Here is a 21,526-nt window from a genome sequence, read left to right as displayed (position 1 = left end):
AAAGGCGCATCGTATGTGGCGCGCGGGCCTGCTGTGCCGCGTCCGGGGCGTCGTGAGAAGGTGACACGGGCCGGCGGGCGCCCGGCCGCGTCAATTAGGCGGCCGCTTCATTCATTTCGCTGTCGCTCGATTCGGCGGCGAGCAGGTTCAGCGCGAGCAGAATCGCCGGGCGATTGTCGACCTCGATCTCGATGCCGAGCACGTCCGTGAGCCAGCGGCCGATCTTGGTATTCGAAAAATCCTCGGCGCCAGCCGTCTTCTTCATGGTGACGCCGAGCTTGACGGCGCGATAGTGATACGAGGGCACACGATGCTGCGCTGCGACTGCCGACAGACCGCCTTTACCTTCCGAGCACCAGCCGAGGCTGCCGGCCAGCACGATCCGCTCCGGTTCGTCCAGGCTTTCGATAAAGGCGCGCGCCGAGAGCCGCACGCGCTGCTCGTCGAGGCCGTATTGCAGCAGCACGCTTTCCACCGGATCTTCCAGCGCCTGCGCGTGCAGATCGATTTCCTGCGCCATGCCGTCGTTTTCCATCGATACGTTGCGCTGATGGCCGGCGCTGCGCAGGCAGTCGATCAGGTAGCGGCGGAAATACGCGCACAATGCGTAGCCGTTGGACGGCGCGCTGTCGGCGCAGGCGTTGGTTTCGGTGTGGCCCGGCGCGAGGCGCAGCACCTTGGCGTAGATGAACTGGGCGACCAGTTCTTCCTTGTCCTCGCCGAGCGCCTGCAGTTCGAGCGGGTGATAGGTCCGCAAAGCCCGCTTGACCAGTTCGACCATCGACACCATTTCGTCGCCGGACAACCGGGTACGCCGGCGCCACAAATCCGGCAGGATTGCATCGTCGAGATTGCGGACGAACTCGTGGCTCGGAACTGCGCCCATGAAAACCTCCATAAGGGGAAAGGCAAGGAGCGCGGTGAGCCTGAACTGCAGGCGGGGTGTGGATGTTGAAGCTTTAAGGCCGCGCTGGAATGTGAAGCCAGTATGGTTTCCAGCGGCGGCTTCGCCTATATGGATTAAGTGGTAGCTGATGGGTAAACTGCCGGGTAAACCATCCGGCAAAGTGCATCTTATTCGTCTGAAGAGAAACGGGCTGCACTGGAATATTGCATCGCACTGCGGCTACGCAGTTGCATCGCAGACGCAGAGCCACGCCGTATCCGAAGTGTCCGATGCGGTTCGCGCCGCTTGCGTCGCGCGCCTCCGATCCACACAACCGAATTTGCCGAGTCCCAGGAGACCGCGTGATGCGGGCCGACCCGATCCAGCGTGCTATCGACGAAGACCTGGTGCGCGTGCTGTACGCGCAAGATCCGATCGCTTTCTTTTCGCACTGGTTTTCGATCGCGGTGCTGGTGGCGATTTACTGGCCGAAAATACCGTCGCCGCCGCTGTTCGTCGCGTGCTTTGGTTTCTATGCCGCGGCCAATTGCGCCGGCCTCGCGCTCTGGGTCTGCAATCGCCGTTACCCGAAGCTCGTCTCGCCGCGCGGCTGGATCATTCTTCACGCGGTGCGCGGCATGCTGCTTTACAGCGGGCCGGGCATCGCCGTTTGGTTCGCGTTCCAGAGTCCGCAGACCGATTTGCCGCTGCTGCACACGGTCATGCTCGTCACGCTGGCCGCCGGCGTGTTCATGGCGAATGGCTTCGACCTGCTGAATTTCTCGACCTCGATTCCGTTTCTGCTGTTTCCGTCGATCGTCATGCATTTCGGCGTGCATACGTTCGACCGCACGATTCTCGCCATCGTCCTCGCGTTTTTCTTCTGCGCGATCAACGTCTACGCGCTGAGTTATCGCAAGCTGTTCCAGCAGGTCGTGCAGGCGCGCGTCGATCAGCAATATCTGGCGGAGTCGCTGGCCGCGCAAAAACGCGTGGCCGAAGAAGCGAGCCTCGCCAAGACGCGCTTTTTTGCGGCCGCCAGTCACGACTTGCGCCAGCCGTTGCATGCGATCGGCCTGCTCGCGGCTTCGCTGAACGACGCGGCGGCAACGCCGGTGCAGCACGCGAAGACCGCCGAACACATCGTCTACAACGTCGAGGCGCTGAACCAGTTGTTCAACCAGGTGCTCGATCTGGCGCGGCTCGAAAGCGGCGTGACCCAGGTGATCCGGCTGCATTTCCGGCTGTCCGAACTGTTCGAGCGGGTCGGCAGCCAGTATCGTCCGCAGGCGGCCGCCAAGGGGCTGGCGCTGCGCATCGCGCCGACCGCGATGGTCGTGCACGACGATCCGGTGCTGCTCGAACGCGTGCTGAGCAATCTGCTGTCGAATGCGGTGCGTTATACCGAAGACGGCGCGATCTGGCTGGGCTTGCGCCGCGCCGGGCGGCAGACGGGCGGCTATATCGAAGTGCGCGACTCGGGCATCGGTATTCCCGCCGAGGAGCACGCGCGTATCTTCGAGGAGTTCTATCAGGTCGCCAATCCGCAACGCGACGCGCGCCAGGGGCACGGCCTCGGCTTGCCGACGGTGAAGCGGCTGGTCAGCATGCTGGGCGGCGAGTTGCAACTGCGCTCGGCGCCGGGCCGCGGGTCGGTGTTCCGCTTTCCGGTGCAGGCGGGCGACCCCGGCGGCATCGTCGCGAGCCTGAACGAAGCGGTGGCCGGCGGTCCGTCGGCGCAAGGGCGGCGCGTGCTGTGTATCGACGACGATCCATCGATTCTCGAAGGCCTCGCGAGTCTGCTGGGTCGCTGGGGTTGCAGCGTGCTCGGCGCGCGCGACGAGATCGATGCGCTCGCGGCGCTCGAAGGCGGCTTCGTGCCCGATGCCGTGCTGTGCGACTACCAGTTGGCAAATCACCGTACCGGCGCACAGGCGCTCACGGCCGTGCGCAACGTGCTCGCGCGCGCGGGACACGACAACGTGGTGACGCTGCTGATCACGGGCGACATGGCGTCGGCCGAACTGGCGGCACTCGCCTTGCAGGGCATTCCGGTGCTTCATAAACCGGTCACGCCGGCGCGCTTGCGGCGCACGCTCGAGATGCTGTGGCAGCAGGCCGAACTGGACAAGGGGCGGGCGGCCGCCGCGTTGGCATTACGCGTGGATCAAACGGGAAATGAAGTGGGCGGGCGGCTCGCGGGTGGCGGGATGCGGGCCGCCGAGAATGTGGCGCAAGGTGAAACGAGGTTGAGAGCGCAGAGTCAGTCGCAAGGCAGCCAGTCGCAGACTGCTCAGTCACAGGCCAACCAGTCACAGAGCGAACCGCAGAAGTAGACGTAGAGCGGACAGTGCAAACAGGCGGCGCGCACGCCGCCCTTCGTCGATCTCGTGCTACAGGGTTTTCCCGGCTTCCAGCCAGCCGTTGATGACGGCGATCGCCGTCGACCGGTTATGCACGCCGAGCGCCCGGAAGATCACCGACAGATGCACCTTCACCGTGCCTTCCGCGACACCCAGGTCGCGCGCGATCATCTTGTTGGTCCAACCGCGATGCACGAGCCGCATGATGTCTTGCTGACGCGGCGACAGGTTCTCCAGCAGATGCTGCTGGTGCGGCTGCAGTGCCGGGATTTGCGTGAGGGGCTCCGTCAGCGTGGCGCCGCCGCTCTGGCTGGTGGCGTGCGCGCCGACCGGAGCCGCATGTTGTAGCGCCGGATCGGCGACCGCTTCGGCGCGCGCGGGCGCGGCCTGTGTATCGCGCGAGCCCAGCAGGCTGAGGGCTTCCATCGGCACATAAGCGCCGCCTGACAGCACCAGTTCGATCGCCTTGAGCATGACGCTGGCGGGCTGGCGCTTCGGTACGAAGCCGAGCGCGCCGGCGGCCAGCACCGCGCGCATTTCGTCGGGCGATTCTTCGGCGGAGAGAACGACGAGCGGCAGCGCGGGGTTCGCCTTCAACAGCACTTCGAGCGATGAAGCGCCGCTCATCCCCGGCATATGCAGATCGACGATGGCAAGATCGTGATCGGCGTCGGGACGCGCGAGCATGGCGAGCGTCTCCCAGTTGTCGGCTTCGTCGAACTGGGCGTCGGGATCGAGGCCGCGTAGCATGCCTTTGACGCCTTGCCGGATCAATTCATGGTCGTCGGCTACAAGAAACTTCATGATGTCTCCGCGAGTCGGGCCTGCCCGATGTGGGCTACCGCCGTTATAGGGTCTCGTTTTACTTCTAGCCTCGTGAATCGCATCATTGCCGCCCACCCCGCGATCATATGCCTGATCGGTGGCGCGGCGCATCTTCCGGCGACTTCCCCAAGGGGACTTCCGCCGGGACGCCGCCAAATGCCAGTTTATTTGTTAAATCGCCGTCGGGTCCGATGCACCGCATGATGTCCAAGGCAGGTCTCTCGCACATAGGTTTTCGGCTTGCTTGGTAGACGAGCCGAATCGCCCTTTTTTGAAGGCGTCCATGCAGGATTCCGAAGGTTATGCGCGCCGGATCGAAGCGCGCTGAAGCAGTCTCTATTTGACTGCAAATAACGTCGCATTCATCAGAATCTTGAATGCGAATCCGAGCGACATCGCCGAGCCCACGCCGAAGCACCACAGCGCGATGAACCAGAGCCAGCCCGGCAGTTTGCGCGCCGGCGCCGCGGTTGCCGTCAATGCGCCGTGAGTCGCGCCGGAGTTCGTCTGCTTAGTGATAGTGATGTTGGTCGCCATGACGCACCTTGCCGCGAAATACCCAATAACCCATCGTCGTGTAACCGATGATGATCGGCAGAATCACGGCTGCGCCGGCCAGCGTGAACATCTGGCTCGAGCGCGGCGCGGCCGCTTCCCACAGCGTCATGCTCGACGGAATCGCATACGGCCACAAGCTCACCAGCAACCCCGCGTAGCCGAGCAGCACCAGCAGCAGCGCGAGCGCGAACGGCGTGTTGTGATGCCGCTCACGCACCGCGCGATGCATGAGGAATGCAGCGACCGCCACGAGGAACGGCACCGGCAGCAGACGATAGAAGAGGCCGTCGTGGAACCAGCGTTGCGCGATATTCGGATCCTGCAGCGGCGTCCACAGGCTGACCATCGCGACGAAGCCGAGCAGCACGATCGTCAACGGCCAGACCACGCGATGCAGGCGGCGTTGCAGATCGCCTTCGGTCTTCGCCACCAGCCAGCAGCAGCCGAGCAGCGCGTAGGTCACCACGAGCCCAAGGCCCGTGAGCAGGCTGAACGGTGTGAGCCAGCCGAAAGCGTCGCCGGCATACGCGCCGTCGACCACCGGAATGCCTTGCAGGAACGCGCCCAGCGCAATGCCCTGAAAGAACGTCGCGCCCGCCGAGCCGCCGATGAACGCGAGGTCCCACAAATGCTTCGTACGATTGGCCTTGGCGCGAATCTCGAACGACACGCCGCGAAAGATCAGACAGACGAGCATGAAGATCAGCGGCAGATACAGCGCGGACAGCACGGTCGAGTAGACCGCGGGAAACACGGCGAACAGACCCGCGCCGCCGAGCACCAGCCAGGTTTCGTTGCCGTCCCACACCGGCGCGACGGTGTTCATCATCAGGTCGCGTTCCTTCTCATCGGGGAAGAACGGGAAGACGATGCCGATGCCCAGATCGAAGCCGTCCAGCACCACATACATGAAAAGGCCCAGCGCGATGATCGCGGCCCATACTACGGTTACGTCCATGTTCTTTCTCTATCGCAAGTAGCGGGTGAAGCAGGGTGGTTCAGGCGGCGTCGATCATGTGATCGGCGGCGGAGAGGGGACGGCGCGCGGTCTGATTCGGCAAGCGCGCCGGCGCTTCATGCGGCGTGTGTCCGGGCAGCGCGGGACCCGCGCGCATCAGCTTGAGCATGTAGTAGACGCCGGTGCCGAACACGAGGAAGTACACGACCACGAAGGTCATCAGCGAGATGCCGACCTGCTGCGTGGTGAGCGGCGACACGGCCTGCGAGGTGCGCATCACGCCGTACACGACCCACGGCTGACGGCCCGCTTCGGTGGTGACCCAGCCGGCCAGCAGCGTGATGAAGCCGGTCGGTCCCATCGCCACGGCGACGCGCTGGAACCACTTCGATTCGAACAGGCGTCCACGGCGGCGCAGCACCCAGGCGGCCACCGACATCAGGATCATCAGCACGCCGAGGCCGGCCATGATGCGGAAGCTCCAGAACACCACCGTCGAGTTCGGCCGGTCTTGCGGCGGGAATTCCTTGAGGCCGCGAATTTCGCCGTCCCAGCTATGCGTGAGGATCAGGCTGCCGAGGTGCGGAATCGACACGGCGTAGCGCGTGGTTTCCGCCTGCATGTCGGGAATGCCGAACAGGTTCAGCGCGGTGCCGCCTTTCTCGGTGTTCCACAGACCTTCGATCGCCGCAATCTTGGCGGGCTGATATTCGCGCGTGTTCAAACCATGCTGATCGCCGACGAACGCCTGGATCGGCGTGAGGATCAGCAGGAGCCAGAGCGCCATCGAGAACATCTTCTTGACGGCCGGATCGCGCCGTCCGCGCAGCAGATGCCACGCGCCTACCGCCGACACCACCAGCGCCGCGACGATGAACGCCGCGAGCGCCATATGCGCGAGCCGGTACGGAAACGACGGATTGAACACGATCTTGAACCAGTCCAGCGGCACGACACGGCCGTTGACGACTTCGAAGCCTTGCGGCGTTTGCATCCAGCTATTGGAGGCGAGAATCCAGAAGGTCGAAATCAGCGTGCCGATCGCCACCATCAGCGTGGCGCCGAAGTGTGCGCGCGGACTGACGCGCTGCCAGCCGAACAGCATGATGCCGAGGAAGCCCGCTTCGAGGAAGAACGCGGTCATCACTTCGTACATCAACAGCGGACCGGTGACGGGGCCGGCGAAACTGGAGAAGCCCGACCAGTTGGTGCCGAACTGATAGCTCATCACCACGCCGGAAACCACGCCCATGCCGAAGGCCACTGCGAAGATCTTCGACCAGAACAGGCAAAGGTCTTTGTAGTACGCCTTGCGGGTTTTCAGCCAGCGCCATTCGAGAACGGCGATGAAGCTGGCGAGGCCGATGCTGAGCGCCGGAAAAACGATGTGGAACGAGACGGTGAACGCAAACTGGATGCGGGCGAGATCGAATGCCGATAGAGCGGAGTTCATGAGCGTGACGTGCTTGAAGTGCGTGGGGTCCGCAGGAGCGGACTACGCGCGTCGACCGTTGTCGGTGCGCACTGCGCTGGGCAGATGGCGCAAGAGTAGGGGATGGTCGATTTTTTTGCTGCGACGCGACGTGCGTCAAAAAACCACCTCGTTTTGTGGCGATTTTCTTTTTTGGGACGGCAAATCGTTGATGGGTATCAAGTTTCTCTGATTGCCTTGCTGCGCGCGATGCGAACGTTTTCCACGCTTTGGCTGTGCAACTGCGGCAATCGACCGCGCTGCAGCATTGTCGCATGGGCGGATTCGAGCACGCTTCTGATCCGAGTCCGGCGTTTTCCTGCGGCAGCTACGGCAGCTGCAAGGCGAGTCGATCGGCAAGGCGATGTTCGGCAATTGGGATCGGCTCGTCAGCAACCGACAATCACTCCGTCCGAACCGACTTTCCATGCGCGCGGCGGCTAGCCAATAAGCCCGTTTGCTCATACCATGCAGGCAGCCAGACGGCAGCGTTTTTCGAAAGAGCGCATGCTACTTACGCGTGCACGCCGTGTAGCCATTCCAGTATTTTTTCCCGTTATTCGCTTCGATTAGTCATAGCCGACGTACCGGCCGAACGGCCCGGCGCGTCGCGAATCCGTCATCAACGTGTGGTCCTAGGCATGCCGTGCCTGAACGGGCGTCGTGTCGCGTGCCGCGCGAATGGTTCGAGAAGGCACGCTTCATCCACCTGCCGGCAACGGCAGACTTCAACTAAAAGGAGTAGCAGATGAGCACGATCAAGACGAAAGACGGTACGCAGATTTTCTACAAGGACTGGGGCAAGGGCCGCCCGGTCGTCTTTTCGCACGGCTGGCCGTTGAGCGCGGACGCCTGGGACGCGCAGATGCTGTTTCTCGGTAGCAAAGGTTTTCGCGTGATCGCGCATGACCGGCGCGGGCATGGCCGCTCGGAGCAGACGTGGGACGGCAACGACATGGATACCTACGCCGACGATCTCGCGGCGCTGATCGAACACCTCGATCTGCAGGACGCCACGCTCGTCGGCCATTCGACGGGCGGCGGCGAAGTCGCGCATTACATCGGCCGCCATGGCACGCAACGCGTCGCGAAGGCCGTGCTGATCGGCGCGGTGCCGCCGTTGATGCTGAAGACCGAGAGCAATCCGAACGGCACGCCGATCGACGTGTTCGATGGCATCCGCAAAGGTGTCGAAGACGACCGCTCGCAGTTTTTCAGGGATCTCGCGCTGCCGTTTTACGGCTACAACCGTCCGGGCGCGAAGGTGTCGCAAGGCGTGATCGATTCTTTCTGGGTCCAGGGCATGGCCGGCTCGATCAAGGGGCTGTACGACTGTATCAAACAGTTCTCCGAAGTCGACTACACGGAAGACCTGAAGAAGATCGACGTGCCGACCCTGGTGCTGCACGGCGACGACGACCAGATCGTGCCGATCGATGCGGCGGGCCGTTTGACCGCGAAGATCGTGAAGAACGCCACGCTGAAGGTCTATCCGGGCGGCCAGCACGGCATGTGCACCGTCGAGGCCGCCAAGGTGAACGGCGATCTGCTGGAGTTCATCGGGTCGTAATGCAGTGACGCGGTGGTGCGGTGATATGTGTTGATGCCGCGAGTGCGGCGGGTCGCGGGCAGGCACGCGCGACCGGTCGAACTCGAACCTGAACCGCGGGCCGTACTCGCGCCCGCGGTTCGAGCCGTTTCAGGCGGTCGGCCAGCCGATGCGCGCCGCTCGTCGCAATGACGAGCGCACCACCAGCCGGTGGAACGGCGCGATCGCGAGAATATAGAAACGGCCGAGTCGATTGTGGCAATGCACGACGGTGGACAGGATCAGATAGCGCGAGCGGCCTTCGCGTGTGCCACGGGTCTGCTGCAGCACTGACACCCGGAAGTCGAGATGACGGTCGTTCTCGCCGAGAATGATCTCGTGCGCGCTACGCGTATAGATCCTGAAGATGTCGAGGCGCTCCCTTGCGGCGGCGGGATCCTTGATGCTGCGTAACTGCCTGGCAGTCTTCAAGCCAACACGCGCGACGATCGCATCGCGCACGCTCATCAACCTCGCGACCCATCCCGCCTGATGCGCGAACACGAAGCGCGCGAGCAATTCCGGATCGTCGATGGCGTTCTCGGGCAGGCGGACGGCATACGCGTCGGCCAGGTCCGGCGCGTCGTACAAACGCGCGACGCCTGATTCAGCCGGTAGGGCGACGGATTGCACGGGACAGTGGGCAGTGAGCATGGTGACGTGCGGCGCTAAACAATGAATCGACGAGGGGCGCTGCGCCGGGTCATGGCGGCAGCTCGGCTTACGCGTGAGCGCATCAAGTCTACGCGCTTGCGTGCGCCTGCGCGCAGCCGGCCGACGCGGTTCTGCACGTCGCGGATTCCGCCTAAAAACACGTTTCTAGTTATACGATGTCACATGAATAGGCGCCGCGTATTTGCTTGTTTAATAGGGGAAATCTAGCTGTAAGCAAGCATGAATAAGGGTAAGTGCCTAATTGAAATCCGGCCTAGCATCGCTGATAGTACGTTATCGTACAACTATCGCTGAACAGGTCAATACCGTCGTCATGACAGAAGCGACTGCTGTACCCCAGTTCGATCGCGCGCGGCGCAGGAAAGGAACCTTATGAAGAAGATTGCTCTGAGTGGAGCCGGTGGCCAGCTAGGCTCGGTGGTGCGCGCGGCGTTGATCGCACGCGGCACGCCGTTGCGTTCGGCGGCGGGCTCGAAGGCCCTCGTGCCGCTCGTGGAAGGCGAGGACGTGATGCACGGCGACCTGCGCGATCCGGCGGTCGTGGATCGTCTGCTGGAAGGCGTCGACGTCCTGATCCATTTCGCGGGCACGAGCGTGGAGCGTCCGCTGCCCGAGATTATCGAAAACAATCTGCGCGGGCTCGTCGAAGTGTACGAAGGCGCGCGCCGGCAGGGCGTGAAGCGCATCGTGTTCGCGAGCTCCAATCACGCGATCGGCATGTATCCGGTCACCGAGCATCTCAGCCTCGACTGCGAACTGCGTCCGGACGGTTTCTACGGATTGAGCAAGGTGTGGGGCGAAGCGCTCGCCAGAATGTACTGGGACAAGCACGGCATCGAAAGTGTTTGCGTGCGCATCGGCAGTTGTCTCGAACGGCCGACCGAGCCCCGGCACCTGAGCACCTGGTTCGGTCATCGCGATCTGCTGCATTTCCTCGATCGCTGCGTCGAAGCGGAGAACGTAGGCTTCCTGACCATCTGGGGCGTGTCGGCCAACACCCGCAGCTGGTGGGACAACAGCGGCGCCGAACGTCTGGGCTATCAGCCGACGCAGGATGCCGAGGTCTACGCGGAAGAAATTCTCGCGCGACCGAATCCGCTCGACGCGCTGGGCCAGCGCTTCCAGGGCGGCAGCTTCGTGGGTATCGATTATTCGCGCGATGATGCCGCTCCGGACGGCTCGGCCGCTTCCGCTACGCGGCCTGTTTGAGCCGTTCAGGATCACGAGGAGACGCAGCAATGAAAATCAAGGGCATCCGCTGGTGGATGGTCAGTCTGGTCGCGGCCGGGCTCATTATCAATTACCTCGCGCGCAATACGCTGTCAGTCGCGGCGCCGACGCTGATGAAAGACCTCCACATCACCACCGAGCAGTATGCGCACGTGGTCGTGGCGTGGCAGCTTTGCTATGCATTCATGCAGCCGGTCGCGGGCTTCCTGCTCGACACGGTCGGCACCAAGATCGGCTTTGCGGCGTTCGCGCTGGCATGGTCGCTGGCTTGCGCGGCGGCGGCGTGGTCGACGGGCTGGCGCAGCCTCGCGTTCTTCCGCGGCCTGCTCGGCATCGCCGAGGCGGCCGGCATTCCGGCCGGCGTCAAGGCGACGAGCGAGTGGTTCCCCGCCAAGGAGCGCTCGGTGGCGATCGGCTGGTTCAACATCGGCTCGTCGATCGGTGCGTTGCTAGCGCCGCCGCTGGTGGTGTGGGCGTTGCTGCGCGGCGAGTGGCAGTTGGCCTTCGTGATCGTCGGCGTGGCCGGGATTGTGTGGAGCGTGCTGTGGATGGTGCTCTACAAGCATCCGCGCAACCAGAAACTGTTGGGCGACGCTGAACGCGACTACATTCTCAGCGGCCAGGAAACGAAGCACAGCGACGCCGGCGCCGCCAAGCGCAGTTGGATCGCGATGCTCGGTAGCCGCGACTTCTGGGCGATCGGGATTCCGCGCATGCTCTCCGAACCGGCCTGGCAGACCTTCAACGCGTGGATTCCGCTGTACATGATGACCGAGCGTCACATGAACCTGAAGGAAGTCGCGCTGTATGCATGGATGCCGTTTCTGGCGGCCGACATTGGCTGCGTGCTGGGCGGCTATCTTAGCCCGCTGTTTCACAAGTACGCGAAGGTGTCGCTGTTCACGTCGCGCAAGATGGTGTTCGTGGTCGGCGCGTTGTTCATGATCGGACCGGCTTGCGTGGGCCTCGTGGCGAGTCCTTATGTGGCGGTGGCGCTGCTGTGCGTCGGCGGTTTTGCGCATCAAACCTTATCGGGTGCGCTGTACGCGATCACGTCCGATATGTTCGGCAAGAACGAAGTCGCTACCGCGACCGGCATGGGCGGCATGGCGGGCTATCTGGGCGCTGCTGCGTTCACGGCGCTGTTCGGCGTGCTGGTTACGCAGATCGGCTACAGTCCGCTGTTCGTGGTGCTGGCGGTGTTCGACATCATCGCGGCCGCTGTGGTGTGCCTGCTGGCGAAGAGCGCCGACAAGACGCCGGAGCCGCACTGGACGCCGACTGGCGCGGTGGTCAAGTGAGTCTGGCCGGGTCACGATGAATTCCGGACGCTGATCAGTCGAGCCGGGAAAATGGAAATGGCGGCGCTTTCGGGCGCCGCCATTTTTTTGCCTTGTTCACTGCATGTCCTGAATCTTCACGGCTGGACGAAGCTCGCGCTTCGCCCAGCCGTTCAACCGCTTGCTGCTTAACGCTTATCAACGACTGTCGTGTTATAGACCGTCGCGCCAATCACCACGTTACTCAACGTAATGCCATTGACGTTGTACGCGTAGATCGGCCCAGGCGTGGTCGCGCTCGCGGGTCCGGCCGAGACCGCCGTGCCGAGATTGCAGTTAGAGATCATCACGCCGCTGATCGGCGGAATGGTCGGCGTCGGGGCCGCGCCGTTGTAGTCGAACGCGACGGGGCCTTGAGCGACGATCGCCTGAAAGCACGAGCCGGTCACGCCGTTGAGCGTCACGTTGCTCGCCGTCACGTTCGAAATGTTCACGTTCTGCACGACCGCCGGCCGGATTCGAATGGCGTCGTTCGCCGGTTGATAATCGCAGTCGAACGTGATCAGGCCGCCCTGTGCCGCCGACGGATTGGCCGCGCTCGCCGTCACGACGCCGAGCGGCACCGTGGCGTTGATCGGGCTGCCGCTCAGCAACGCGCTGCCGTAGCCCGCGCCTTTCAGACTGACGCCGTTCGGTAGCGTAACGGTATCGACATAGAAGTTCTTCACGAAGCCGCCGCGATTCATATTCGTCTTGATCCGAATCGCGATGTTCAGCGGATTGGTCGCCCAGTTCTGATTCAGCATCTGCAGATTGCGGGCGTAGATATTCTGCACGCCGCCACCCATTTCACTGCCGAGCGTGATGCCGCCGTGGCCGCTGTTCATGACGCAGTTCTGGATCACGTGATTCTGCGCGGGGCCGTATTGCGTATCCAGATCCTTGCCCGACTTGATCGCAATGCAGTCGTCGCCGGTGTTGAACGTGACGCTGTCGCACAACACGTTGTTGCAGGCGTCGGGATCGAAGCCGTCGTTATTCGGGCCGATGCTGTTGGTCGTCACGCCGCGAATCACGACGTTCTTGCAATCGGTCGGATGATGCTGCCAGAACGGCGTGTTGTTCGTGCTGTAGTTCTCCATCAACACATTCGTGCAGCCGATGAACTCGACCATGCACGGGCGCAGATAGTGGCCGACGCCGAAGACTCGCTGCGCAACCGGCACGCCGGCTTCGGAGAGTGCGGGCAGGTAGTTCTGGTCCTCCTGCCAGGGTGTCGTGGGACTGGTCAGTTGCGCATAGAGCGTGTCGGAAATGCCGGGCGCGGCGGTCTTCAGGTCGACGTTCTTCGGATTGAGATACGCCTGCGACGGCGTCGACGAACTCACGCAACCGTACGCGCCATTCGATCCCTTGAAGGTCCACCAACACGTGGCGGTGTTGCCGCTGCCGGCGAACGGCGTCATGGCTTGCCCGTTGAGCACCGAGGTCGCGTCTTCGCCGGTCAGGGCGATGTTGGTCTGGTTGCGTGCGTAGACCGGCGAGCCGTAGTTCAGGCAATCGTTCGCCTGCCAGCGGCTATAGAACAGATTGCCGTTGGCGCCGCAGGCGACCGGGCCGTCCTTTGCGTAGTCCGCCGGGTTCGGGCTGAAATAGATCGTGCAGTTCGCGCTGAGGTGGAAGTTCACGTTGCTCAGCAGCACGATCGGTCCGGCGCAATACCATGTGCCGGCCGGCACGACCACGCGTCCGCCGCCGGCCGCGTTGCAGGCCTGGATGGCGGCGAGAAACGCGGGGCGCGAGTCGAACGAAGCGGCTGCGTTGGTCAGGTTCGAACCGGGACTCGCGACCGATGCCGAGCCCGTGTACGGATTGGTTGCGGCGACCACGGCGCACGGCGCGGCGCCGTACTGCGTGACCACGAAATCGCGTGCCGCGAACATCGATTGGGTGATGCCTTGCAAGGACGCGATGATCTGCGTCGCGGCGCCGGAGGTTCCCCAGATCGGATCCTGTACGACAGGCGGCGCGGATGTGCCGCCGTTGACGGAACCGCCGCATGCAGACAAACCACCGAGCAGGGTTGCCCCCGCTGACGTACCCGCCAGCACGATAAACGCGCGGCGAGCGGGAGAATTCGGTTCAGCCTGGCCGGGCGTTTTCGATGTTGCCCGCTTGCCGTTGGTTCTATCTATGGTTGCCACGGATGTCTCCTTGCCCTTTGCGGGCGTTGTCAATAATCGTTGCTACTTTCGAGATGCAGCTCGTCGAAACTGTTTTGTTTACGTAAGGTATCCTTAATATTTGTAAAAAGACTTTGCCGATGAAAACGACGCAACTTTTGTCAACTCGCGGCGAAGGAGGCGAACGCACGAATGCGCCGCTGCTTGCCTATCTTTTAGGGCAAGCGGAGCGGCGCATCAAAAAGCGGCGAGCGGCTTAAGCGGTTTTCTGGCCGATTTCGTGATCGGCGAGGAATTCGAGCGCGCGCACCATCGCCGAGTGATCCCACGCCTTGCCGCCGTGCGCGACGCAGGCGTTGAACAGCGCCTGGCAGGTGGCGGTATTCGGCAGGGACACGCCGAGCGATTGCGCGGTCGAGAGCGCGAGGTTCAGATCCTTCTGGTGCAGTTCAATGCGGAAGCCCGGATCGAAGGTGCGTTTGGTCATGCGTTCGCCGTGCACTTCGAGAATGCGCGACGACGCGAAGCCGCCCATCAGCGCCTCACGCACGCGCGCCGGATCGACACCGGCCTTGGAGGCGAGCAACAGCGCCTCGCCGACTGCCTCGATGGTCGCTGCGACGATCACCTGGTTGGCCACCTTGCACACCTGGCCGGCGCCGACGCCTCCAATCAACGTGACGTTCTTGCCCATCATGTCGAAGAGCGGCTTGACGCTCTCGAAGGTCGCCGTTTCGCCGCCCACCATGATGGTCAGCGAGCCCGCCTTGGCGCCGACTTCGCCGCCCGACACCGGCGCATCCAGATACTCCGCGCCGCTCTCGCGCACGCGGGCCGCGAACTCGCGCGTGGCCATCGGCGAAATCGAGCTCATGTCGACCACGGTTTGTCCCGCGCGCAATACGCTCGCAAGACCCTGTTCGCCGAACAGCACGCGCTCGACGTCGGGCGTATCCGGCACCATGATGAAAATCACGTCGGCCTGCGCGGCCACGGCGGCGGGGCTGTCGCACGCGACGGCGCCCGCCTGGACGAGATCGTCGGGCACGCCGCTGCGCGTGAACGCTGCCAGCGCGACGCCGTTCTTGAGTAGGTTGGCGGCCATGGGCTTGCCCATGATGCCGAGTCCGATAAAGCCTGCTTTTTGCATGGAATGCTCCGAAGATGTCATGGCGGCCGGGTTACTGCTGGCCCGCCTGTTTCTGCATGAAGTGTTTTTGAACCGTCTGCGCGGCGCCTTTCAGCAGCCCCATATCCGCGCACACCGCGACGACGCGGCAGCCCATGGAGATATAGCGCTCCGCATCGGCCTGCACCGGGGCGAGGATGCCGCTGGGCTTGCCCGCGGCCTGCGCGCGTTCGAACACGCGCGCGATCGCCTGTTGCACGTCGGGATGATTCGGGTTGCCGAGTTGGCCGTAAGCGGCAGCAAGGTCGGAGGGGCCGACGAACACGGCGTCCACGCCGTCGACGGCGAGAATCTCGTCGATCGCGTCGACGGCTTTACGGCTTTCTATTTGCACGATCACGCAGACGTTGTCGTTGGCGACGCTAAAGTAATCGGCCACGGTCGCATAATGGTTGCCGCGATGACTTACCGACACGCCGCGAATGCCCTGCGGCGGGTAGCGCGTAGCGGCGACAGCGCGGGCTGCGTCGTCGGCGCTTTCCACGAACGGCACCAGAAAATTCGAGAAGCCGCTGTCGAGGAGCCGCTTGATGAACACGCTGTCGTTGGCGGGCGGCCGCACGACCGGTGCGCTGGCGCTGTCCTTGAGCGCCATCAACTGGGGGATCAGCGTGAGGACGTCGTTCGGCGCGTGCTCGGCATCCAGCAGCATCCAGTCGAAACCGACAATGCCGAGCAGCTCGGTGACGATCGGGCTGGCGAGCGACGCCCAGCAGCCGATCAGGGTTTCACCGCCGCAGACTGCCCGGCGGAAACTATTGGGTAAGGGCTGGTAAGGTGTAACGGCTGGCATGGGCTGGTTTCCTCGAACGACAATGGATCGGGCAAGCTCCGACGACGGCTCAACATGAGTTATAGGTCGTCGTATGTCTTGGTTGCAGATTAGCACCGGCCTCGCCGGTTGTAACGGCCACGTAAACCCGAATTCCTCGCCAGGCAAGCGTTTGAGGTTGCGCGCATGCCTCACAATGTTGTAGGATGACTTATATCTTAGGCCTTCACTCAAGGAAAGCAAATGTTGATTACCGGCGAAATGCTGATCGGCCGCCAAGCGGTGCGCGGCGAGGAAAAACCATTGCATGCGTTCAATCCTGCCACGGGATCCGATATCGCGGAGCCGGTTTTTGGCAGCGGCTCGGTGGCCGTCGTCGGACGGGCGTGTGAGTTGGCGCAGCAGGCGTTCGATCCGTACCGCCAACTGCCGCTCACGGTGCGCGCCGAGTTTCTCGAGCGTATCGCCGACGGCATCACGGCGTTGGGCGATGCGCTGATCGAACGGGCGCACCAGGAATCGGGTCTGCCGAAGGCGCGTCTCGAAGGCGAGCGCGGCCGTACCACCGGCCAGCTCAAGCTGTTCGCGCAAGTCGTGCGCGCCGGCCAGTGGCTCGCCGCCACGCTCGATTCGCCGCTGCCGGAGCGCAAGCCGCTGCCGCGCTCCGACCTGCGCATGCAGAAGATTCCGCTCGGCCCGGTCGCGGTGTTCGGCGCCAGCAATTTCCCGCTCGCGTTTTCGGTGGCGGGTGGCGACACGGCGGCGGCGCTCGCAGCCGGCTGCCCGGTGGTGGTGAAGGCGCATCGCGCTCACCTCGGCACCTCGGAGATGGTCGGCCGCGTGATCCAGCGTGTCGCGCAGGAAATGGACTTGCCTGAAGGTGTGTTCTCGATGATCGTCGGCGCGGGTAATTCCGTCGGCGAGGCGTTGGTCGCGCATCCGGCGATCAAGGCCGTTGGCTTCACCGGTTCGCGCGCGGGCGGCACGTCGCTGATGCGCGTCGCGGCGGCGCGTGCCGAGCCGATTCCGGTCTACGCGGAAATGAGCAGCATCAATCCGGTGTTCCTGCTGTCGAATGCGCTGGCTGAGCGTGGCGAGAGCATCGCGCGCGGCTTCGTCGATTCGCTGGTGCTCGGCGCCGGTCAGTTCTGTACCAATCCGGGTCTCGCGATTGCCGTCGACAGCGACACGCTCGAGCGTTTCATCGCCACCGCCTCCGACGCGCTGAGTGGCAAGCCCGCGCAAACCATGCTGACGTCCGGCATCTGCGCCGCTTACGCAGAAGGCGAGGGCAAGCTGGCGACGACGAAGGGCGTCGAGGCCGCGGCTCGCGGTGTCGAGACAAGCGGCCCGACCCAGGCGCGCGCCGCGTTGTTCGTGACCGATGCGCAGACGTTCCTCGCCACGCCCGCGCTGGAAGACGAGGTGTTCGGCCCGGCGTCGACCATCGTGCGTTGCAAGGACGAGCAGGAACTGCTCGCGGTCGCTGAGTACTTTGACGGCCAGTTGACCGCCACGGTGCAGATGGACAGCGCCGATCTGCCGGCGGCGAAAAAGCTGGTGCCGATTCTCGAACGCAAGGCCGGCCGGATTCTGGTGAACGGTTTCCCGACGGGCGTCGAGGTGTCGCACGCGATGGTGCACGGCGGCCCGTTCCCGGCTACATCTGATAGCCGCGCGACGTCGGTTGGCACGACGTCGATCGAGCGGTTCCTGCGTCCGGTGTGCTACCAGGATTTCCCGGCCGATCTGCTGCCGGAAGCGCTGACTGACAGCAACCCGCTGGACCTGTGGCGTCGTCGCGATGGCGAGATCAAGCGCAGCTAAGTGGCGAATGATCGAGTGAGATGAAAAATATGGCCGGGATATCCCGGCCATATTTTTTTATTGGGTCCGCCGAGGCGAACCCGATTCGAAGGCGAACCGAATCAGCTATTCGCCTCAGCGGCTTCGTTGGCGCGCCGCAGACGCTCGCGGCTATTGGACAGATGCATGCGCATGGCCGCGCGCGCGCCTTCCGCGTCGTGGCGCGTGATCGCTTCGAGAATGCTTTCATGCTCGAGATTGACGAGCGACAGATACGCGTCCGGTTCCGCGCGCGCAATGCCCGCCGAGTCGAGCCGGTTACGCGGAATCAGCGCGCTGCCCATTTGCGTGAGGATGTCGACGAAATAGCGGTTGCCGGTGGCGCGCGCCACTGAGATATGAAACTGCAGATCGGCGTCGACACTGTCCAGCCCGTTATGGCGCGTGGCTTCGATCGCGTCGAGCGCGGCGCGCATGCGCGCGAGGTCGTCCGGCTTGGCGCGCTGGGCGGCGAGACCCGCGCATTCCGTTTCCAGGCTGATGCGCAGTTCCAAAATCGACAACACGTCGCGCAGGGTGGTGGCGGGCACCATGTCGATGCCCAGCTTTTCGCGCTGCGGTTCCAGCACGAAGCTGCCGATGCCGTGCCGCGTCTCGATGATCTTGCCCGCCTGCAAACGCGAAATCGCCTCGCGGATGACGGTGCGGCTCACGCTCAGCGTGACCATGAGTTGCGATTCGGTCGGCAGTTTGTCGCCGGGCTTCAAGGCGTTGGACGCAATTTGCTCGGTCACGTAGCTGACGACGAACTCGGCAAGATTACGCGCGCGTCGTGGCGGTGCCGCGGATGCCAGTGGTGTAGCCATCGAAAACGCCCCTTGAATCAGATAGTTGCAGACACTTCATGCGTTTCATTATACCGTCGTCTGACGACTGATTATAACCACGCCATATCATTTTGCGGGCCGGCGTCCGATACCACGCCGGAGTCCCTTTCTAGCCTGCGTTTCACGCTGCGGCGACACTCATTTCGCCGTCCGCAGGGAAGTACGATAACCGCTGCGTGATCAGCTCGGCCGCAGTTCGACCCGCTTGATGTCTTTCACGATCACGAGATAGCTGAACACCGTGAGCAGGGCGTTGATGCCCACGAACACCAGCGCGCCGTTGAACGACCCGGTCTTCGCCACGAGATAGCCGATCACGATCGGCGTCACGATGCCGGCGACGTTGCCGAACATATTGAAGATCGCACCGGACAGGCCGAGCGCTTCCTTCGGCGATGTATCGGCGACGACAGCCCAGCCGAGCGCGCCGATGCCTTTGCCGAAGAACGCGAGCGACATGAGTGCGACGACGACCCAATCGGTGGAAACATAATTGCAGCCGATGATGCACACCGACAGCAGCATGCCGCCGACGATCGGCACCTTGCGCGCGATCGTCAGCGAATGACCACGGCGGATCAGCCCGTCGGAGAGAATGCCGCCGAGCACGCCGCCGGAGAATCCGCAAATCGCCGGCAGCGAGGCGACCAGACCCGCTTGCAGGATGGTCATGCCGCGCGCCTGCACGAGGTAGATCGGAAACCAGGTCAGGAAGAAGTAGGTCAACACGTTGATGCAGTACTGCGCGAGATAGACGCCGAGCAGCATGCGGTTGCTGAGCAGTTGGCGAACCAGAGACCAGCCGCCGGTATTTTCGATCTTGTCGGTGGAGCGGGTTTTCTTCTGCCCGTCGACCACGCCGCCGCCCTGTTCGATGTACTCCAGTTCAGCGCGCGAAACACGCGGATGGTCCGCGGGATTCTTCATGACCTTCAGCCAGGTGAGCGCGAGCAGAAGCCCCATCACGCCCATCACGACATAGACCATGTGCCAGCCGAATGCGTGGGTAAGCCACGCCATCAGCGGCGTGAAGATGACCGCGGCGAAGTATTGCGCCGAATTGAAAATGGCCGACGCCGTGCCGCGTTCGTTGGTCGGGAACCAGCTCGCCACCACCTTGGCATTGGCCGGAAACGCCGGCGATTCGGCCGCGCCCATCGCGAAGCGCAGCACGAACAGCGCGGTGACGGCGGCCGCCGCGCTGCCCAGCAAGCCGATGGAGCTTTGCAGCAGCGTAAAGAGTGACCAGAAGAAAATGCTCGCTGCGTAGACGCGCCGCGCGCCGAAGCGGTCCAGCAGCCAGCCAGCCGGCAGTTGCGACAACACGTAGGCCCAACTGAACGCGGAGAAAATGTAGCCCATGCGGATCGCGTCGAAGCCAAACTCGGCGCGCATGGCCGAGCCGGTCACCGACAACGTGGCGCGGTCCGCGTAGTTGAAGGTCGTGATCAGAAAGATCAGCAGCAGGATTCCATAGCGGACTCGGGTGCGCTTTGCGACGTGGGCGGCACTCGCCGTGCGGCTCATTTCCATGGTCATCTCCTGAATTTCTTATGCGCGGGAGCGGACTCCCAGGCGTCGTGGCGCAATGAGCGGCCACGGGCCTTTCGATACGTGCTCGTGCGGCGGTACAAAAAACGCCCGGCGACGTTACCGTCCCGGGCGCTCTTTGCGGTGCCGTCTACGCGGCCATCGTTCGCACGGCCGCCGGGTGTTGATTGCTGCGGTTACGCCAGCCGGATTACTGCGGGCCGAGCGTCTTGATGAGCGCGTCCAGCTTGCCCATTTCTTCTTCCGTCAGATCGGTCAGCGGTGCGCGGACCGGACCGGCGCTGTGGCCGACCAGCTTCGCGCCCGCCTTGACGATGCTGACCGCGTAGCCTGCGCGACGGTTGCGGATCGCCAGATACGGCAGGAAGAATTCGTCGATCAGCTTGCCGACGGTCGCGTGGTCGTCCGCGGCGATGGCGCGGTAGAAGTCCATCGCGGTCTTCGGGATGAAGTTGAACACCGCCGACGAATACACCGGCACGCCCAGCGCCTTGTAGGCCGCGGCATAGACTTCCGCGGTCGGCAGGCCGCCGAGATAGGAGAAGCGGTCGCCGAGGCGGCGGCGGATCGTCACCATGTTTTCGATCTCGCCCACGCCGTCCTTGAAGCCGATCAGGTTCGGGCAGCGCTCGGCCAGCCCTTCGAGCATATCGGCGTTAAGCTTGGAGTTCGCGCGGTTGTAGATGATCACGCCCATGTTCGGCACGGACTTGCAGACTTCTTCCGCGTGCGCGGCGATACCTTCCTGGCAGGCTTCCGTCAGGTAATGCGGCATCAGCAGAATGCCGTTCGCGCCATGACGCTCGGCTTCCTGCGCATAGGCGATCGCGACGCGCGTCGGGCCGCCAGCGCCGGCGAGAATCGGCACCTTGCCTTTGCAGACTTCGGCAGCCGTTTTCACGACGTTCGAATAGTCGTTGTGCGTGAGCGAGAAGAATTCGCCCGTGCCGCCGGCGACGAACAGCGCCGACGCGCCGTAAGGAGCGAGCCATTCGAGGCGCTCAGCATAGGTGTCGGCGCGGAAATCGCCTTGTTCGTCGAAGTCGGTAACGGGGAAGGACAGGAGGCCTTCGGAAACGATCTGCTTGAGTTCCTGCGGTGTCGTCATGATGAGTATCCAGAGCGTCGAATGGTTCGCGGTTGGTTTGATCGGTAGAAATTGAGATTTCTTATACGTCATCGTACAACAACAAATCGGCTAACTCAACGGTCATTTCACGGCATAATGCTTGCCCTAGGGTAAATACGGAACGTCTGCGCGATATTTCATGTTGTAGGATGACGTATGAATAGCTGGCGCAGCA

The 21,526-nt window shown here is 63.3% G+C and carries 17 protein-coding genes; 5 read left to right on the top strand and 12 right to left on the bottom strand.

Translation table 11 applies throughout. The annotated features are described in order from the left end of the window. Positions 1–94: 94 nt before the first annotated feature. The gene (locus HF916_RS21645) at positions 95–886 is read right to left on the bottom strand and encodes a hypothetical protein (RefSeq protein WP_168790859.1); all 792 of its coding nucleotides are present in this window, start codon (positions 884–886) and stop codon (positions 95–97) included. Between the two features lie 365 nt (positions 887–1,251). On the opposite strand from HF916_RS21645, the gene HF916_RS21640 reads away from it, so the two are divergent. Continuing rightward, entirely contained in the window at positions 1,252–3,222 is a 1,971-nt protein-coding gene (locus HF916_RS21640; RefSeq protein WP_168790858.1) for an ATP-binding response regulator, read from the top strand. Between the two features lie 57 nt (positions 3,223–3,279). On the opposite strand, the gene HF916_RS21635 is transcribed toward HF916_RS21640, so the two are convergent. From HF916_RS21635 to HF916_RS21620, 4 genes are all read right to left on the bottom strand, one after another. Continuing rightward, complete coding sequence (locus HF916_RS21635) at positions 3,280–4,053, bottom strand: response regulator transcription factor (protein ID WP_168790857.1); 774 nt, start codon at positions 4,051–4,053, stop codon at positions 3,280–3,282. A gap of 357 nt (positions 4,054–4,410) precedes the next feature. Then, positions 4,411–4,611 (bottom strand): hypothetical protein, encoded by a 201-nt coding sequence (locus tag HF916_RS21630; protein ID WP_168790856.1) that lies wholly within the window; start codon positions 4,609–4,611, stop codon positions 4,411–4,413. Next, positions 4,586–5,590 (bottom strand): cytochrome d ubiquinol oxidase subunit II, encoded by a 1,005-nt coding sequence (gene cydB, locus HF916_RS21625; protein WP_168790855.1) that lies wholly within the window; start codon positions 5,588–5,590, stop codon positions 4,586–4,588. Before cydB ends, HF916_RS21630 begins: the two co-directional genes overlap by 26 nt. A 40-nt stretch (positions 5,591–5,630) precedes the next feature. After that, complete coding sequence (locus HF916_RS21620) at positions 5,631–7,043, bottom strand: cytochrome ubiquinol oxidase subunit I (protein ID WP_168790854.1); 1,413 nt, start codon at positions 7,041–7,043, stop codon at positions 5,631–5,633. Between the two features lie 766 nt (positions 7,044–7,809). Between HF916_RS21620 and HF916_RS21615 the strand changes: the two genes are divergently transcribed. Continuing rightward, on the top strand, positions 7,810–8,631 hold the full coding sequence (locus HF916_RS21615) for an alpha/beta fold hydrolase (RefSeq protein ID WP_168790853.1): 822 nt from the start codon (positions 7,810–7,812) through the stop codon (positions 8,629–8,631). Positions 8,632–8,760: 129 nt separating this feature from the next. Here HF916_RS21615 and HF916_RS21610 read toward each other — a convergent pair whose 3' ends face one another. Beyond that, the gene (locus HF916_RS21610) at positions 8,761–9,303 is read right to left on the bottom strand and encodes a DUF2867 domain-containing protein (RefSeq protein WP_168790852.1); all 543 of its coding nucleotides are present in this window, start codon (positions 9,301–9,303) and stop codon (positions 8,761–8,763) included. 393 nt (positions 9,304–9,696) lie between these two features. Here HF916_RS21610 and HF916_RS21605 point away from each other — a divergent pair, with 393 nt between their 5' ends. Continuing rightward, on the top strand, positions 9,697–10,533 hold the full coding sequence (locus tag HF916_RS21605) for an NAD-dependent epimerase/dehydratase family protein (RefSeq protein ID WP_168790851.1): 837 nt from the start codon (positions 9,697–9,699) through the stop codon (positions 10,531–10,533). Between the two features lie 29 nt (positions 10,534–10,562). Continuing rightward, positions 10,563–11,855: an MFS transporter gene (locus HF916_RS21600; RefSeq protein WP_168790850.1), complete on the top strand. Its 1,293-nt coding sequence runs from the start codon at positions 10,563–10,565 to the stop codon at positions 11,853–11,855. A 167-nt stretch (positions 11,856–12,022) separates the two neighbouring features. Here the strand turns inward: HF916_RS21600 and HF916_RS21595 are convergent, their stop codons facing one another. From HF916_RS21595 to garL, 3 genes are all read right to left on the bottom strand, one after another. Beyond that, positions 12,023–14,038, bottom strand: coding sequence for a glycoside hydrolase family 28 protein (locus HF916_RS21595; protein ID WP_168790849.1), 2,016 nt, complete (start codon positions 14,036–14,038; stop codon positions 12,023–12,025). A gap of 235 nt (positions 14,039–14,273) precedes the next feature. Then, entirely contained in the window at positions 14,274–15,167 is an 894-nt protein-coding gene (locus HF916_RS21590; protein WP_240975461.1) for a 2-hydroxy-3-oxopropionate reductase, read from the bottom strand. Positions 15,168–15,198: 31 nt separating this feature from the next. Continuing rightward, on the bottom strand, positions 15,199–15,999 hold the full coding sequence (gene garL / locus HF916_RS21585; RefSeq protein ID WP_168792104.1) for a 2-dehydro-3-deoxyglucarate aldolase: 801 nt from the start codon (positions 15,997–15,999) through the stop codon (positions 15,199–15,201). Positions 16,000–16,221: 222 nt separating this feature from the next. Here garL and HF916_RS21580 point away from each other — a divergent pair, with 222 nt between their 5' ends. Beyond that, positions 16,222–17,805, top strand: coding sequence for an aldehyde dehydrogenase (NADP(+)) (locus HF916_RS21580; RefSeq protein ID WP_168790847.1), 1,584 nt, complete (start codon positions 16,222–16,224; stop codon positions 17,803–17,805). A gap of 101 nt (positions 17,806–17,906) precedes the next feature. Here the strand turns inward: HF916_RS21580 and HF916_RS21575 are convergent, their stop codons facing one another. The 3 genes from HF916_RS21575 to kdgD all read right to left on the bottom strand — a co-directional run bounded on the left by HF916_RS21575 (position 17,907) and on the right by kdgD (position 21,330). Then, a complete protein-coding gene (locus HF916_RS21575) occupies positions 17,907–18,650 on the bottom strand; it encodes a FadR/GntR family transcriptional regulator (RefSeq protein WP_054040224.1) in 744 nt (247 codons plus the stop codon). A gap of 201 nt (positions 18,651–18,851) precedes the next feature. Beyond that, positions 18,852–20,204 (bottom strand): MFS transporter, encoded by a 1,353-nt coding sequence (locus HF916_RS21570; RefSeq protein ID WP_168790846.1) that lies wholly within the window; start codon positions 20,202–20,204, stop codon positions 18,852–18,854. A 208-nt stretch (positions 20,205–20,412) separates the two neighbouring features. Then, positions 20,413–21,330, bottom strand: a complete 918-nt coding sequence (gene kdgD / locus HF916_RS21565) for a 5-dehydro-4-deoxyglucarate dehydratase (protein ID WP_168790845.1) — start codon at positions 21,328–21,330, stop codon at positions 20,413–20,415. Positions 21,331–21,526 lie beyond the last annotated feature (196 nt).

It is taken from the genome of Paraburkholderia aromaticivorans (assembly GCF_012689525.1).
GTDB lineage: Bacteria > Pseudomonadota > Gammaproteobacteria > Burkholderiales > Burkholderiaceae > Paraburkholderia > Paraburkholderia aromaticivorans_A.
The sequence above is the reverse complement of the archived record's forward strand: the minus strand, read 5'-3'. Positions and strand labels throughout refer to the sequence as shown.